Below are 15399 nucleotides of genomic sequence, written 5' to 3' on the forward strand. Positions count from 1 at the left end.
TTTGGTTTGCAGGTGGCCGTTCATCTGCGCGCCGGCATCGACAGAAATGACTTCGGCCGCGATATTTGCGTTGACCCGGGCTTGAGATTTGATGGTGACCGTCACCGCTGCAATCGTGCCCTCGATCTGGCCTTCGACCATGACGGTATGGGCCCGAACGTTGCCTGTGATTTTGCCGTCTTTGGTCAGCACGAGTGTTTCTGCGGTCAAATCGCCGACGATCGTTCCACCGAACTCGACGATCCCGTCGCTGCTCCAATCCCCTTTGATGGTAATGCCTTCGTGAAGGACTGAGCGGCGCTTGTCGGTGAGGCTGCCCTCCCGATAGGGGGCTTCGTAAGACTTGGCGGTTTCTTCTTTTGCTTTTGCAAACATTGGCAAGGCCATTTCTGTGCGGAGTTTTGGCCAGTTGGTTGCAAATGGCGAACGGGTCAAGCCTGTTGGGGCGATCATATACGAAAGGGACAGAACATGGCACGAGCCCAAGGGGCGCGGGCGCAGATGGCGCTTGCGTTCGAAACGAGTTATGGCACGCCGCCTGTGAGCGGCTACACCAAGATGCCCTTTGCGAGCACGACGCTGGGAGCCGAACAACCGCTGCAGACCTCGGAACTGCTGGGCTACGGCCGCGATCCACAGGCCCCGATCAAGGATGCGGTGACGGCGGATGGCGATGTGGTCGTGCCGATCGATGCCGAGGCGTTCGGCTTCTGGTTGAAGGCGACCTTTGGCGCGCCCACCACAACGGGTACTGATGCGCCCTATAGCCACGAGTTCCGCTCCGGAAACTGGTCCCTGCCCAGCTTCTCAGTCGAGACCGGGATGCCAGAGGTGCCGCGCTATGCGACGTATTCGGGCTGCATGGTGGACAGCCTGAACTGGCAGATGGCACGATCCGGGCTTCTTACGGCAACGGCCAGCATCGTGGCGCAGGGCGAGGCCATTGCCCCGAGCTCCGCGGCAGGCACGCCAGCCACGATTGCGCTGAAGCGCTTCGGCCACTTCAACGGGTCAATCACGCGGAACGGGGCCAACATCGGGAACGTGGTCTCGGCTGACCTGACCTATGCCAACAACCTCGACCGCATCGAGACGATCCGAGCAGACGGCAAGATCGATGGTGCGGATCCGTCTATAGCGGCTCTGACCGGCAATGTCGTCGTGCGGTTCGCGGACCAGACACTGGTGCAACAGGCGATCAACGGCGATTCTTGTGAACTTGAGTTCTCCTACACACTCGCAACCGGCGAGAGCCTGACCGTCACAGCCCATGCCGTCTATCTGCCGCGCCCCCGGATCGAAATCTCTGGCCCGCAGGGCGTGCAGGCGACCTTCGACTGGCAGGCTGCCAGCGATCCCGTGGCGGGCCGGATGTGTACGGTGACCCTTATCAACGACCGCGAGGTGTACTGACCATGCTGCGCCTGACCCTTTCCACTGAGCCCCGCTGGCTCGACCTCGGCCATGGTGTCCGCCTGCTGGTGGAGCCGCTGACCACCGCGATCATGTTGGCCGCGCGCAGCGATCCGGCGATCCTAGCTGCGACTGCTGCAACAGAAAACGATGCGGCTCAATCCAATGACGACCTCGCGCGTATCGTCGCCAAGGCCGTTGCCCGGATCGTCGTAAAGGACTGGGACGGCGTTGGCGATGAAGACGACAAGCCGTTGTCGCTGACCCCAGAAGGCCTCGACGCGCTTCTCGAACTCTGGCCGATCTTCGAGGCCTTCCAGACCCGCTACATCGCTGGCGCGCTCATTCTGGATGCAGAAAAAAACGCCTGACCGCTCTCGCCGACTGGGAGTTCGGCGGGGGCGGTGAGTACTGCGCCGCATGCCCATCTGCTTGCGGGGAATGCCCGCGCATACTCCATCAACCCATGACCCTCGATGGCTGGCAGGTCTGGGATCTGGTCCAGCGCCTCGGCGGACAGGTGCGCGTCGTGGGTGGCATGAGCGGCGGCGCTGTCCTCGGCTGGGACATGGGCGCGGCCCTGCAACTCGGCGCAGCCCTCGGGCTCTCGCCCCTCATCATCGCGGAACTCCTGCCGCCCATCGAGGCGGTGATGGTGCGCAAGACAAACGAAGAGATCGAACACCGACATGGCTGAGAAAAAGGTATCCGTCCGCCTCTCTGCGACTGGTGGGCGCCAGGTGCGTGCCGAACTCGAGGGTGTTGGCGAGGCGGGTAGCCGCGGCTTGGGGCGTCTCTCGCGCGAGATGGAACAAGCCAATGCCCGCATGGCGGCCTTCGCGCGCCGGGCTCGGATCGCGGCCACTGCTGCGGCCACGGCCCTTGCTGCTGCCGTCGTCTCGATGACCCGCTCGACCGTTGCGGCAGCCAACGAGATCGGCCAACTCTCCCAGGTCGCCAATGCCAATCCAGAGTTGTTCCAGCGCTGGTCGGCGGCCTCGGCCACGGTGGGGATCGAGCAAGAGAAGCTGGCCGACATCCTGAAGGACGTGAACGACCGCGTGGGAGATTTCCTACAGACGGGCGGCGGTCCGATGGCGGATTTCTTCGAGAATATCGCGCCACGCGTGGGCGTGACGGCAGACCAGTTTGCGCGGCTTTCGGGGCCGGAAGCGCTGCAACTCTATGTCGACAGCCTCGAGCGCGCGGGCGTCAGCCAACAGGAGATGACCTTCTATCTCGAGGCTATGGCCTCGGATGCGACGCGGCTGATCCCGCTTTTGCAAAATGGCGGCGCAGAGATGACCCGGCTCGGGACGCAGGCGCAGGCCCTTGGGGCGGTGCTCGATGCAGATGCCATCGCCGCCATGCGCCGGTCGGAACTGGCGCTGGTCAGCATCGGTCAGGTCTTCACCGGCGTACGCAACCGTATCGCAGTCGCACTGGCGCCCACGCTTGAGGCGGCGGCGAACGCCTTCGTGGCGCTGGCATCCAGCACCAGCCCGATTGCCCAAGCCTTCGATGCTGTGCTGGCCAATCTTGGCCGGCTGGCCATCTACGCCGGGACCTTCGCCACCTTCCTCGCCGGACGCTGGGTGGCCACTATGGCGGCCGCGGCACTCTCTGTCCGAGGTTTGGCCACCACGCTCGTTGTGCTGAAAGGCGCCCTGATCCGCACCGGGATCGGCGCCCTGATCGTCGGCGCGGGCGAACTGGTCTACGGGTTCAAGCGTCTGGCGTCTGGCGCAGGCGGCTTCGGCGCGGCCATGGGCCTCTTGAAGGACGTGGTGGTCGAGGTCTGGGGCCGGATCAAGATGGGGGCATCAAGCGCTGGGGCTGCCGCCACCGCAATGTTCTACGATCTGAAAGCTGATGCCGCTTCTGGCATGGCCGGAGCCATCGAGAGTGTCGTCGACTTCGGCAACACCACCGCCAACACGTTTGAGGGCGCGCTTCTCGCCGTGCGCGAGATCTGGTCACGCCTGCCCGCCGTGATCGGGGATCTGGTCTTCTCGGCTGCAAACCGCATGCTCGACGGGATCGAAGCCATGCTGAATGGCGCAATCCGCAGGATCGACGCCTTCACGGGCCGCATTCGCGATGCGCTGGCGGCGGTCGGCATCGAGACCAGTTTTGGCGAGATTGGTGAACTCAGCCTCGGAGATATCCCGAACCCGTTCGCCGGGGCCTCGGCGGAGGCCGGAACCGCGGCAGCGGATGCGTTCCGGCGGGCCTTCGAAGATAACCCGCTCACGGCACCCGAGCTCGGCCTCGATGCGATCGCTGCCGATGCGCTGGCAACAGCCAACACCTACCGCCAGGCGGCGACCGATCTCGCCAATGGCGCGACGGCCCCGCTCACCTCCTGGGGCGCGCTGCGCGATGCCGTGGCGGGCACCGGCGAAGACGGCGCGGCGGCCCTCGACGAGGCGACGGCCTCGGCCGATCGGCTGAGGGAGGCCATGGAACGAGCGGGCGAGGCGGCAGGCGGCGGGGGCGGAGCGCGCGCTGGGGCCGCGGAGCGGATCGTCACCGGCTGGCGCGCCGTCTCCGAGGCCCTGAATTCTTATGCCACCGACGCGCTCGACTGGGGCAAGGGGCTGGGCGAGACCCTGACCCAGGCCTTCTCGGGAGCCGAGAGCGCCTTCCGCAGCTTCGTTGAGACCGGCAAGCTCGACTTCAAGGGACTGGTGCGTTCGATCCTTGCCGACCTCGCCGTGCTAGCTTTCCGCCGTGCGGTGCTGGGCCCCCTCGCCACTGCGCTGGCGGGCGTCTTCGGCGGGGGTGGCACGATCGCGGCGGCCGTTTCGCATGCCGGCGGCATGGTCGGGATCTCCGGCCATACGCGGTCTGTACCCGCAGCGGTTTTTGCCGGTGCGCCGCGCATGCATACTGGGGGCTGGGCAGGCCTTCGTCCTGACGAGGTGCCCACGATCTTGCAGCGGGGCGAGCGGGTCCTGTCGCGCGCGGAGGTCGCGCGTGGTATGGGGGGCAGCATCCCCGTTGCGGTCCACCTCAATGTCGATGCCAGGGGCGCGCAGATGGGCGTGGCCGAGCAGCTGGCCACCGTACTGCGCAATGCCCAGCCGGAGCTTGAGCGGATGGCTGTATCGGCAGTTGGCACGGCCATGCGCCGGGGGCGTCTGGCATGAGCGTGATTGTGGAACTGCCCCGCACTTGGGTCGCAAGTCTGGAGCGCCGGCTGGTGACAGCCACAAGCCAGACCCCGTCCCCCTTCACAGGCAGCACCGAGGTCCAAGACTGGGGCGGCGAATGGTGGGAATACGACATCGCGTTCGCCGCTCAATCCGGGCCTCTTGCCCGCTCAGCCTCGGCCGCGCTGACAGCATTGGGATCGGGGCGCGGCCTGCTCCTCTTTGCGGACCCCTCGATCCTGCCAAAGGCTTTGACCCAGACCATTACGCTGCAGCTTGCCGTGTCAGGCGGCAATCTCTTGCAGACCGAAGGCTGGCCACCGGGCTTGCCGGCGGTCCTCTCTGGGGACTTCCTCTCGATTGGCTTAGGGCGCGACACGCGGTTGCATCAGGTCGGCTTTGATGTGGTGGCCAATGCCAGCGGTCAGGCGGCCCTCACCATCTTCCCGGCCATCCGCCAGAGCCTGCCTGCTGGCACAGTCTTGGAGGTGAACCAGCCGAAGGTGCTGCTGCGCCCCACCAGTTCTGTTCCCACCCGCATCGAGCGCGTGGCCCGCCACCAGTTTACCATGTCAGCACGGGAGGCGATTTGATGAGCCGCGACCTGACCCTTGCTGTAGCGGATGCGCTTGCAGAGCAAGATCTGCGACCCGCGATCTTGTTCGAAGGGGCCTTCCCCTCGGGCATGGTGCGGATCTGGACAGGCGTGGGTCCTGTTGAATGGGACGATAAGGTGTGGACCGGTGTCGGCGTCCTGCTAGGGCTTGGCGCGTTGGAAGAGACCTCCGATGTGGTGGCTGCTGGCACCACGGTCTCGCTCTCGGGCGTGCCGCTTGATCTCATCAGCCTTGCGATCGACGCGGCGCAGCAGGGAAGCCCCGGCCGCATCTGGCTCGCGCTTCTGACCGAGGACCGCCAGATCATTGCTGATCCGGTGCAGGCCTTCTCGGGCAGGCTTGATGTGCCGGAGATCCAGGAGGATGCGCAAAGCTGCACGATCTCCATCTCCTATGAGAGCCGCCTCATCGATCTGAACGTGCCGCGCGCTTGGCGCTATACCCATGAAAGCCAGCAGGTGCTCTTCCCCGGTGATCTGGGCTTTGTCCATGTCACCGCCATCCAGGACCGCGAAATCACCTGGGGGCGTGGATGACATCCATGACCCGCATCTCCCATTGGGAACAGGTCTTCGCGGCCGCCATCATAGAGGCTAGAACGCGCCCGTTTGCTTGGGGCAGCCACGACTGCGCCACCTGGGCTTTTGATCTGCGCCGGGATTTAACGGGCGGCCCAGACCATGCCGCACTTTGGCGGGGACGGTATCGGACGCCTGGCGGCTGCCAGCGGGTCCTGCGCCGGCTGGGCTGGAAGACGCTTGAAGAGGGCGGGCTTGCGCTCTTGGGCGAGCCCTTGGCTGATCCACGCCTCGCCCAACGCGGCGATCTGGTTTTGCGCGGGAAGCCAGAGGCCTTTGGTGTCTGCATCGGCGCGCGCGCCGGGTTTGTGTCGCCCGAGGGGTTAGTGACCCTGCCGCTCTCTTCCTGCCGTCTCGCCTGGAGAACCTGATCCATGCCGCCTGTCATCTTGGGTGCCGTCGCGCTTGGCGGTGCGGCCATTGCGGCTGGTGGAGTGGCCGCTGCCTTTGCAGCCGGTGGGCTGATTGGCTTTGCCGCGAACTTCGGTGCCTCGATGCTGCTCTCCGGGGCGGCGCAATCGATGATGCCGAAACCCTCGATGGGCCAGATCGAGTTGCAGGCCCGGACCGTGACGGTGCGCGAGCCGGTCATGCCGCGCCAGATGGTTTATGGGAGGACGCGCAAGGGGGGCGTGATCACCTTCCTGCATTCCACCGGCGAGAAGGACAAAGACCTCCACCTTGTGGTGGTGCTCGCCGCACACCGCGTGAAGTCGATTGGCGCGATCTACTTCGAGGGCGAGATGGCCCTCGATGTCAACGGAACGCCCCAAGGCCGATGGGCTGGCAAACTCGCTGTCGAGAAGCGGCTCGGACGCGATGACCAAACTGCATTCGCGAGCCTTATCACAGCCGCACCAGAACTCTGGACGGCAGCCCACAGATTGGCTGGCTGTGCCGCCATCTATCTGCGGCTCACCTATGATCGGGATGCCTTCCCCGGCGGCATCCCTAACATCACTGTCGATATGGAAGGCAAGGACGACATCCTTGACCCACGTACAGGCGTGCGCGGCTATAGCGAAAACGCAGCACTCTGCGTGGCCGATTACATGGCCGAGCCCGCCTATGGGATCGGGGCCGCGATCGGGGCGGGTGACGGGGTCGAGACCGACAGCCTGATCGAGGCTGCGAATATCTGCGATGAGCGCGTTCCCTTGGCAGGCGGTGGCACTGAACCGCGTTACAGCTGCAATGGCGTCGTCTCGCTCTCGGAGACGCCGAAGACCATCATCGAGGCCATGCTGACGGCGATGGCCGGGCGCTGCATCTGGCAGGCGGGGCAATGGCGGATGCGGGCGGGCGCCTACCGGGTGCCGATGAGCACGCTCACGGAAGATGATCTGCGCGAAGGCGGTCTGACGCTCACCACGCGGCAGAGCCGGGCGTCCAACTTCAACGCGGTGCGCGGCCAGTTCGTGAGCCCGGAGAACAACTGGCAGCCGGACGACTTCCCGGCCTATGCCAGTGAGGTCTATCGGGCCGAGGATGGCGGCGAGCGGGTCTGGCGGGATATCTCGCTGCCGTTTACGATCTCGGCCCCCATGGCACAGCGGCTTGCGAAGATCGAGCTCGAGCGGGCCCGGCGGCAGATGCAGGTGAAACTCTCGGGCAAGCTGAAGGCGTGGCGGGTAGCGGCCGGCGAGACGACACGGCTGCGTTACGACCGCTGGGGCTTTGGCGGCGCGGACCTGCCCGAGGGCAAGCCCTTCGAGGTTGAAGCCATGCGACTGGACCTGAGCCAGCTCGGGTCGGGCCCGCGGCTGGCCCCCGAGATCTTGCTGCGCGAGACCTCGCCGCTGATCTATGCTTGGGATGCTTCCGAGGAGCGGATCTATGCGGCCGCCCCGCGCACCACACTGCCCTCGGCCTTCGACATCGCGCCCCCGGGCGCGCCGCAAGGCGAGGAGGAGCTTTACGTCACGCGGGACGGCTCGGCGGTGAAGGTGCTGTTGCGCATCGGCTGGGAAGCGGCCCCTTCGGGCTTTGTCGACACCTATCAGGTGGAGACCCGGCGTGAAGCGGAAGCCTGGATGGACCGGGGCCGGACTTCGGGGACGGTGCTGGAACTGCGCGACATCCGCCCCGGGCAATGGGCGTTCCGGGTGAAGGCCATCTCGGTGCTCGGGGTCTCCTCGGCCTGGCGGGAGGGCGCGCGCGAGGTGGTGGGGCTGACGGCGCCGCCTGCGGCGCTCGCGGGGCTGACGATCCAATCCGCGGGCGGGCTTGCCATCTTGAAATGGCAGCGTGCGACCGATGTGGATGTGCGTGTGGGCGGCAATATCGTGATCCGTCACAGCAAGGAAGCGGCGGCGAGCTGGGCCAATTCCACGCTGATGGACCGGGTCTCGGGGGGCGAGGCGATCGCGGTGGTGCCGCTCAAGCCCGGAACCTACTTGCTCCGGGCCGAGGATAGCGAGGGGCGGATTGGCCCGGTGAGCACGGTCACGACCAAGGGCGTGCAGATCCTGAGCTTTGCGCAGCTGAACACGCTTGCGGCCGAGCCGGCCTTTGCCGGCGAAAAAACGCATCTCGTGGCGAGCGGGGGCACGCTCAAGCTTGCAAGCGCGCTGGATGCGCGCGGCCGGCCGCAGGTGCTCTCGCAAGAGGGGCTCTATACCTTCCCGGGGCGGCTCGACTTCGGCGCGTTGAGGCGCGTGCGGCTGCGCTCGGACATTCTCGTGGGGGCCGCGGCGCTCTCGGATTACATCGACGATCGGATGACGCCGATCGATGCCTGGGCCGACTTCGACGGCTCGGAAGGGGCGGATATCGATGTGGTCCTCGAGGTCCGGGAAACCGATGACGACCCGGCCACGGCGAGCCCGGCCTGGGGGCCCTGGGGGCGGATCGACAACAGCGAAATCGAGGCGCGGGCGGTCGAGGCGCGGGCCTGGCTGAGGACGCAGGATCCGGCCTTCACGCCGATCGTCTCCGAATTGCGGCTCGTGGCAGAAGAGGTGGTGTGATGGCGCAAGCGCCCGGCTTTGTGATCCTGAACGACAATGGCGCGGCGGTGCGCGCGCAGATCAACCAGGTTTTTGCGGCCCTGGCCTCGACCAGCATCGGCGGCGCCGAGCCCCCGGCGACGATGCCGGGCATGCTCTGGCTCGACACCAGCACTACGCCACCCACGCTGCGCATCCGGGATCTCTCCGACAGCCGCTTCGACGCGCTGCTCGATGGCGGGGAATATTAGGATGGGGACCGCGTCTTGGCGCTCTTGTAGACGTCGCCGCGCTCACGCTTTCCGACGGCCACGACCGTCACCGTGATCGTGCTGTCTTCCACGCGGTAGACGAGCCGATAGCCGGCACTGCGCAGTTTGATCTTGTAGTGATCTGGCATGCCGTGCAGGGCATCGGAGGGTATATGGGGATGGACGAGCCGCTCGCGAAGCTTCTTCTTGAACTGCCCTTTCAAGGTGGCACCGAGCTTGTGCCATTCCTTCAAGGCAGAGGGCAGGAATTTGAGCTCATAGCTCATCCAGGCTGACCCGGACCGGTTCTTCCTCAGCACGTCGGCGGATGAGCTCGGCCAGGTCCAGATCGTCGAGATGCTCCATCATCGCCTCGTAGCGCGCGGCAGGCACCATATAGGCCATGACGCGGTTGTGGTTGAGCACTGCAACGGACTCGCCGGCCGCCTGCGCCATCACCTGGGACGGGTTCTTTTTGAGGTCCGAGACGCTGACGGCGACGTTGGCTTCAATGCGCTGCATGGGTCCTCCAATTAGGTCGAAATACAGGTCATAATATAGGCCAAAGTTGTAAATGCGCAAGTCCGCTTGCCCATAACTCCGAGGGAGGCGCCCATGACTGAGCCGGGCTTTTTAGAAACCTTGAACAGCTTGTTTGGCGGGGCGGTGACGACCCTGATCGGCGCCTTCACGGGACGGCTGATGTATCACTCGGGCGAGGTCAAGCTCGGCAAGCGCCGCTTTTTTGGCAAGGAGCTCTTGTGGGAGATCCCGGTTGCCATTGGCATGGCGATTATTGGCGAAGGGATTGCGCGGTATTTGGAGCTTGGCCAGCCGGTGAGCACGGGGCTTGTGGCGATGCTGGCCTATCTGGGCCCGCGGGGCGCGGAAGCTCTGCTGACGGCCTGGCTTTGCCGCAAGAAGTGAGCCGCACCGCAAGCTGCTGAACACAACCACGAACACACACATCCAGCGCTGCTCTTCGGGGCGGCGCTTTCCATTTGCAGGAGAGAGCATCATGACCCCCTTTGAGATTGCCCGGGGCTATATCGGCACGACCGAGGGTCCGGGGCCCGCGAACAACCCGATTATCATGGAGATGTATGGCTCGGTCGGCCATGACTGGGTGGAGCATGACTCTGTGGCCTGGTGCGCGGCTTTTGTGGGGCATTGTCTGGAGAAGGCCGGCATTCGCTCGACGCGCAAGCTCACCGCGCGGTCCTATCTCGACTGGGGTGTGCCGGTGGAGATCGCCGAGGCTCAGCCCGGCGATATCGGGGTGATCCCGCGGGGGACCTCGAGCTGGCAGGGGCATGTGTTCTTCATCGATCGCATTGAGGGGGCTTGGGTCTGGGGCCTCGGTGGCAATCAGTCTGATGCGGTGAATGTGAAGCGCTATCCCGTCTCGAAGCTCCTCGGTGTGCGGCGGGCGGGGCATGTCGCGGCGTCGGCAACCTTGAGCGTGCGTGAGGTCCAGACGCGTCTGAAGGCGCTTGGCTATCACGAGGTTGGCAATATCGACGGGGTGATCGGGCCACGCACGCGGGCGGCCATCCTCGCGTTCCGCGATGACACCGATCTTGCACGGGTCCCGATTATCGATGTGGCGCTGAGCGATGCGCTGGAGCGGGCAGCCCCGCGGGCGGTGGCGCTGGAGCGGGCTGCAGGCGTCCCGGCCGAAAGCCGGATCGTGACCGCCGCCAATGCCCAGATCGGGCTTGGCGCGATCGGTGCCGCGGGCAGTGTGGTCTCGCAGATCGCCCCAGCCATCACCGAGGCCGAGGGCGCGCGGGATCTGGCCGAGCGCTTCGCAGGTCTGGTCGGCCTCGAGGAGGCCCTCTCCATCGTCTTGCCGTGGTTGGCGGCGGCCGTGTTCCTCGGTGTGATTGTCTACGCCGTGAAGGCACGGGCGGCCCGGATCGAGGACCACCGCACCGGGAAAACCCCGTGATGTGGCGTCTCGACACGCGCTGCCTGCGCCTTGCCGAAGGGAGCCCGGAATGATCACCAGCCTCTTCGCTGGCCTTGGTCGTCGCCTCGCTCTCTGGGGCGCGCTGGCCTGTGCCTTCGCGATCACCGTCTGGGTCCTGATCCGCCGCGGGCGCCTTGAGGCCGAGGCGACACTCGCGATCCGGCGGGCTGAGGCCCGCATCCGGGCGCTGCAAACTTCAAAGGACATCCGCCATGACGTTCAGACCACTGACCGCGCTGAGCTTGACCGTCGCGCTGACCGCTGGATGCGGGATTGATCCATGGGGCTTGCGCGACGACTGCGATTGGGCCGAGCCGATCCGCCCATCGCGCAGGGATGTTCTGACCGAAGACACCCGCGCGCAGATCGTAGCCCATAACGAGATCGGGGAGCGACTATGCGGGTGGCAGCCATGAGCATGACCCATGTCCAGGAAGGCCCGGTCATCCTGATCGGCTACGCGTACCGTCTGCAGCTCGAGGCGGAGGCGGATCTCTTTCCGGAGGCTGCCACCTTCACCGGGCAAGTGCGGCGCAGGGTCGAGGACAGCCTCGTCCTCGCCACCCTGTCCACCGCGAATGGCGGCATCTTGCGCCTCACTGCACGCAGGCTCGAGATCGTGCTGGACCCCACGGTGACGGCCGAGCTGAGCGTCGGCAGCGTCGTGCTCGATCTTGTGCGGACCGATCTCGATCCAGACCGGCATCTGGGCCTCCTCCTCGAGATCCCCGTGGCCCTGCCGGTGACACGGCCTCCCGAGACGGGCGAGACCTGAGCCATGCCGACAGCGCGCGCGTTGCGCTCCCTCACGGGTCCGATCCGCATTGCGGTGACGCAGGAAGCCCCCGTCGCGCTCCGCATTGCCGCAGCACCGCTGCGCATCCGGCTGCTCGGCACGCCAGGGCCACCGGGGCCTGAAGGCCCGCCCGGCGACAAGGGTGATCAGGGCCTGCCTGGCGTCACCGTTCTTCCCACCGACACGCCCATCAATGGAGGCTTCTTCTGATGGCCAACACGATCCAGCTCAAGCGCCGCCTAGCCGGCAATCCTGGAGCGCCCGCCGCGCTCAAATCCGGCGAGCTCGCCCATAACGAAGTCGATGACACGCTCTATGTCGGCAAGGGCGATGATGGCGCGGGCGCGGCTACGGCCATCGTGCCGCTGGCGGGCCGAGGGGCCTTCGCCGATCTGACCAGCCCCCAGACCATTGCCGGCGCCAAGACCTTCTCGATTGTCCCGAAGTCTGCGCAGGATGCATCAAGCAGCACCGACCTTGTGCGCAAGTCGCAGTTAGATGCGGGGCTCGCCGGAAAGGCGGCCACAAGCCACACACATGCAATCTCGGAGGTAAGCGGGCTGCAAGGCGCGCTCGACGGCAAGGCTTCGACATCGCATAGCCATGCCATCGCCGATGTGACGGGCCTGCAGACCGCGCTGAACGGCAAGGCGCCGCTGGCCTCGCCAGGCTTCACGGGGACACCAACGGCGCCAACCGCGGCAGGGGGCACGAACACGACCCAGCTGGCCACCACCGCCTTCGTGCAGAGCGCCCTTACCGGGCTCGGCGCGGGCGACATGGCCAAGTCGACCTATGACAGTGACAATGACGGCAAGGTCGATGCGGCAGAGGTGGCTGACAGCGTGCCCTGGACCGGGATCACGGGTAAACCTTCGAGCTTCACACCCGCAACCCATAGCCACACGATCGCGCAGGTGACGGGGTTGCAGGCCGGGCTTGATGCGAAGGCAGCGCTTGCCTCGCCCGCACTGACCGGCACGCCGAGCGCGCCTACGGCAAGCGTAGGGACGAACACGACGCAGATCGCGAGCACCGCCTTCGTGCAGGCGGCGATCGCCGCGCTGGTTGATGCCGCTCCGGGCGCGCTTGACACGCTCAATGAGCTGGCCGCGGCCTTGGGCGATGATCCGAACTTTGCCAGCACCGTGACCAATGGGCTGGCGAGCAAACTGGCGGCGGCTTCGAACCTCGCGGATCTGCCAAACAAGGCCACGGCGCGGGGCAACCTTGGGCTGGGGTCGGTCGCGCTCCAGAACGCCAACAACGTGGCGATCACCGGCGGCAGCATCACCGGCGTGGCGCTCGACGGCGGCACGTTCTGATCGGGTGCTCGTCCGACAGGGCGCCCTCACGTCTTATCCCGCAATCGCCTCAGATGAGGCCAGCAAGGAGACGGCCAGATGGCCAGTATCATCCGTATGAAACGCTCCTCGGTCGCCGCCAAGGTGCCGACCACGGCTCAACTTGATCTCGGCGAGCTCGCCGTCAACACCCGCGACGGAAAGCTCTTCCTCAAGCGCGCCGATGGCAGTGAAGAGATCGTGGAGGTCGGCGCGCGTTGGGGCGCCTTCACCGCGCATGCCGCCGGCAATACCCTGACCTTCCGCTACAACGGCACCGACATCCTGGCGCTCGACGCCTCCGGCAACCTCACCGTGCTGGGCGATGTCACGGCCTTCGGGAGCCCGTGAGCCATGGTATTGCCGCTCACAGGCCCCCTGTCGCTGAGTCAGGTGAACACCGAGCTGGGCCGCGCGGCCGGCACCACCATATCGCTTGGCGAGGCAGAGGTGCGGGCGCTGGCCGGGGTCGCATCCGGCCCAATCAGCAAAGCCAGTTTGCGCGGCAAGGCGGCCCAGTTCACCCATATGATCACGGCCCATCAGCTGCATTTGAACCTGCGCAGCTATCTCCTCGGCGTTGGCTGGGACGGCACCAGCAAGGTCGAGGTGACGGTCGCCTCAGGCATCTACATTTGGTCGGACAACACCTCGATCCCGGCGCTCGACATGGGCGGGGCCTTCCCTGGCGGGCTCACGCTCATCAATCGCGGCTTCATCATGGGGCGCGGTGGGGATGGTGGTTATCTGCAGGCAGACCGAACGACTTATGTCGCGCCGACGGCGGGCGGGCCTGCGATTGTGCTCACTGGCCCAATCTCAATTGACAACTCAGCCGGGCATATTGGCGGCGGAGGCGGCGGCGGCGCGGGCTCTACGGGGGCGCCGTTCAACATAATGATGGAAGAAGCCTACTGCCCGGGCGGCGGTGGGGCTGGCGGCGGGCGCGGCGGTCCGATGGTCTATGGCGACACGGATGGCACTGTGCTGGGCAGCTTTGGCGCGGGCGGGGCCATTGGCCAGATCGGGGCTGTCGCCACGGATGCGAATAGCTGGGCTGGGCAAACCATCGCGGCGCATGGCGGCGCGGGTGGGGCCAGCGGCGCGGGCGCCATCGCCGGGGGCGGATTATAGGAGGTGGAGGAATGGGCAGTGGCGGCGGCGGTGGTCCGCAACAAATTGGGGGCATATCTGGGCAGGGTGGTGGTCGCATTCTCCCCGGTGCCGCGAGCGGTATTGGTGAGCTGATCACCAAATTGCCTCGAGGGGAGGTCACCTCCAGTGTGTCGGCAGCGCATCCTGACAGGCGGCCGGTGCCGCCTTACGGCTCACAATTGGACACGGTCTTTGCCGCCCCGGGCGGCGGGCCCGGTCAGCCGGGTCAAGGCGATGCGTTTGTCGTTTATGCATTAGTGAACACGAATGATGGCACGACAGCGCCTGTGACCCCAAAATCCGGCGGAGGCGGTGGCTGGGGCGCGTCCGGCGGTGCGGGCAGGCAGTTCACGCCAGATGTTCAAAGTGGCAATCCCGGTGCGGCCGGGGGCAAGGCCATCGCAACCCATGGGCATCCGGTCACCTGGCTGGGTGGGTCCAGCCGCGCTTATGGAGCCATCGGATGAAAACCTCCCTGCAGTTCTTCAAGGACATGGGCGTCTGCGACGGCGCCTATGCCTTCCTCGAGGCCTGGTTCACGGCCAACGGCCTCGAGACCTACGACTATCTCGCCGGCCACGCGCTGCTCGAAAGCCTACCCGAATTCCATGCCGCCGCCGCTGACGGCGGCCCCGGCCACGACACGGTCGCAGGCTGGTTGCAATGGGCGCACGACCTGCGCACCCGGCCCGAGGCAATCATGTACTTCGGCGATCACATCGATGAGACCCTGTTCCGGACCCATGACGGTCATCTCCACGAAAGTCTCGCGGCCGCCCAGGATCATCGCCGCCGCGTCTTTGCCGAGTCGCGCCGCGATCACGCCGCGGCCCGTGTGATCAACGGGGTGCGCCTTGGCGAACACGGCGCCGAAACCTGGCAGCGCGTCAATCCCGCCTCCGATGAGCTCAGCGGCTATGACGCCTTCGTCTGGCACGATAGCACCACAGGCCTGAACCATCGCACCGAAAGCCTCGATGACGCCATCGCCTACGATGCCGAACAGGCTGAAGTGCTCCAGCGCATCGATGCCGCAGAAGCCGCGGCCGGCATCCAACGCAGGATCACCGATGAAAGCGGGGCGTTTGGCGTGTGGGTGGAAGTCGGTAAAGGCAGTTCAACGCCGGACTATGGAGGAGGGGACTCTCCGGCTTCGTGATTGCGATGAAAT

21 protein-coding genes are annotated in these 15399 nt (G+C 65.9%); 18 read left to right on the plus strand and 3 right to left on the minus strand.

Annotation, left to right across the window (positions count from 1 at the left end):
* Positions 1-375 (minus strand): bactofilin family protein (locus tag ACK8OU_RS18840; RefSeq protein WP_410304892.1); only part of this gene is annotated, 375 nt, incomplete at its 3' end.
* Between the two features lie 96 nt (positions 376-471).
* Between ACK8OU_RS18840 and ACK8OU_RS18845 the strand changes: the two genes are divergently transcribed.
* From ACK8OU_RS18845 to ACK8OU_RS18885, 9 genes are all read left to right on the plus strand, one after another.
* The gene (locus ACK8OU_RS18845; protein WP_410304893.1) at positions 472-1413 is read left to right on the plus strand and encodes a phage tail tube protein; all 942 of its coding nucleotides are present in this window, start codon (positions 472-474) and stop codon (positions 1411-1413) included.
* Positions 1414-1415: 2 nt separating this feature from the next.
* Complete coding sequence (locus tag ACK8OU_RS18850) at positions 1416-1784, plus strand: hypothetical protein (RefSeq protein ID WP_410304894.1); 369 nt, start codon at positions 1416-1418, stop codon at positions 1782-1784.
* A 95-nt stretch (positions 1785-1879) separates the two neighbouring features.
* Positions 1880-2110 carry a DUF7697 family protein gene (locus ACK8OU_RS18855; RefSeq protein WP_410304895.1) on the plus strand — a complete coding sequence of 77 codons (231 nt, stop codon included), beginning with the start codon at positions 1880-1882 and terminating at the stop codon, positions 2108-2110.
* Complete coding sequence (locus ACK8OU_RS18860) at positions 2103-4565, plus strand: phage tail tape measure C-terminal domain-containing protein (RefSeq protein WP_410304896.1); 2463 nt, start codon at positions 2103-2105, stop codon at positions 4563-4565. Before ACK8OU_RS18855 ends, ACK8OU_RS18860 begins: the two co-directional genes overlap by 8 nt.
* Positions 4562-5161, plus strand: a complete 600-nt coding sequence (locus ACK8OU_RS18865; RefSeq protein ID WP_410304897.1) for a hypothetical protein — start codon at positions 4562-4564, stop codon at positions 5159-5161. The genes ACK8OU_RS18860 and ACK8OU_RS18865 overlap by 4 nt, the downstream gene beginning before the upstream one ends.
* Positions 5161-5721, plus strand: a complete 561-nt coding sequence (locus tag ACK8OU_RS18870) for a hypothetical protein (RefSeq protein ID WP_410304898.1) — start codon at positions 5161-5163, stop codon at positions 5719-5721. Before ACK8OU_RS18865 ends, ACK8OU_RS18870 begins: the two co-directional genes overlap by 1 nt.
* A gap of 5 nt (positions 5722-5726) precedes the next feature.
* The gene (locus ACK8OU_RS18875) at positions 5727-6134 is read left to right on the plus strand and encodes a DUF6950 family protein (protein ID WP_410304899.1); all 408 of its coding nucleotides are present in this window, start codon (positions 5727-5729) and stop codon (positions 6132-6134) included.
* Between the two features lie 3 nt (positions 6135-6137).
* Complete coding sequence (locus ACK8OU_RS18880; protein ID WP_410304900.1) at positions 6138-8732, plus strand: TipJ family phage tail tip protein; 2595 nt, start codon at positions 6138-6140, stop codon at positions 8730-8732.
* On the plus strand, positions 8732-8962 hold the full coding sequence (locus ACK8OU_RS18885; protein ID WP_275815145.1) for a hypothetical protein: 231 nt from the start codon (positions 8732-8734) through the stop codon (positions 8960-8962). Before ACK8OU_RS18880 ends, ACK8OU_RS18885 begins: the two co-directional genes overlap by 1 nt.
* Here the strand turns inward: ACK8OU_RS18885 and ACK8OU_RS18890 are convergent.
* On the minus strand, positions 8959-9249 hold the full coding sequence (locus ACK8OU_RS18890) for a type II toxin-antitoxin system RelE family toxin (protein WP_275815142.1): 291 nt from the start codon (positions 9247-9249) through the stop codon (positions 8959-8961). The two genes, ACK8OU_RS18885 and ACK8OU_RS18890, sit on opposite strands and share 4 nt — an antisense overlap.
* On the minus strand, positions 9239-9484 hold the full coding sequence (locus ACK8OU_RS18895; RefSeq protein ID WP_173496039.1) for a type II toxin-antitoxin system Phd/YefM family antitoxin: 246 nt from the start codon (positions 9482-9484) through the stop codon (positions 9239-9241). Before ACK8OU_RS18895 ends, ACK8OU_RS18890 begins: the two co-directional genes overlap by 11 nt.
* Before the next feature lie 93 nt (positions 9485-9577).
* Here ACK8OU_RS18895 and ACK8OU_RS18900 point away from each other — a divergent pair, with 93 nt between their 5' ends.
* From ACK8OU_RS18900 to ACK8OU_RS18940, 9 genes are all read left to right on the plus strand, one after another.
* Entirely contained in the window at positions 9578-9889 is a 312-nt protein-coding gene (locus ACK8OU_RS18900; protein WP_173496040.1) for a phage holin family protein, read from the plus strand.
* Positions 9890-9980: 91 nt separating this feature from the next.
* On the plus strand, positions 9981-10913 hold the full coding sequence (locus tag ACK8OU_RS18905) for a C40 family peptidase (RefSeq protein ID WP_410304901.1): 933 nt from the start codon (positions 9981-9983) through the stop codon (positions 10911-10913).
* 49 nt (positions 10914-10962) lie between these two features.
* Positions 10963-11211 (plus strand): hypothetical protein, encoded by a 249-nt coding sequence (locus ACK8OU_RS18910; protein WP_275815208.1) that lies wholly within the window; start codon positions 10963-10965, stop codon positions 11209-11211.
* Between the two features lie 135 nt (positions 11212-11346).
* Entirely contained in the window at positions 11347-11709 is a 363-nt protein-coding gene (locus ACK8OU_RS18915; protein WP_275815211.1) for a hypothetical protein, read from the plus strand.
* A gap of 3 nt (positions 11710-11712) precedes the next feature.
* Positions 11713-11940: a hypothetical protein gene (locus tag ACK8OU_RS18920; protein WP_410304902.1), complete on the plus strand. Its 228-nt coding sequence runs from the start codon at positions 11713-11715 to the stop codon at positions 11938-11940.
* The gene (locus ACK8OU_RS18925; RefSeq protein WP_410304903.1) at positions 11940-13055 is read left to right on the plus strand and encodes a phage tail fiber repeat family protein; all 1116 of its coding nucleotides are present in this window, start codon (positions 11940-11942) and stop codon (positions 13053-13055) included. The genes ACK8OU_RS18920 and ACK8OU_RS18925 overlap by 1 nt, the downstream gene beginning before the upstream one ends.
* Positions 13056-13133: 78 nt before the next feature.
* The gene (locus ACK8OU_RS18930; RefSeq protein WP_410304904.1) at positions 13134-13424 is read left to right on the plus strand and encodes a hypothetical protein; all 291 of its coding nucleotides are present in this window, start codon (positions 13134-13136) and stop codon (positions 13422-13424) included.
* Positions 13425-13427: 3 nt separating this feature from the next.
* Positions 13428-14207: a hypothetical protein gene (locus ACK8OU_RS18935; protein ID WP_410304905.1), complete on the plus strand. Its 780-nt coding sequence runs from the start codon at positions 13428-13430 to the stop codon at positions 14205-14207.
* A gap of 484 nt (positions 14208-14691) precedes the next feature.
* A complete protein-coding gene (locus ACK8OU_RS18940) occupies positions 14692-15387 on the plus strand; it encodes a hypothetical protein (RefSeq protein WP_410304906.1) in 696 nt (231 codons plus the stop codon).
* The last annotated feature ends 12 nt before the right edge of the window (positions 15388-15399 follow it).

The organism is Pontitalea aquivivens, assembly GCF_046507575.1.
Classification (GTDB): Bacteria; Pseudomonadota; Alphaproteobacteria; order Rhodobacterales; family Rhodobacteraceae; genus Pontitalea; species Pontitalea aquivivens.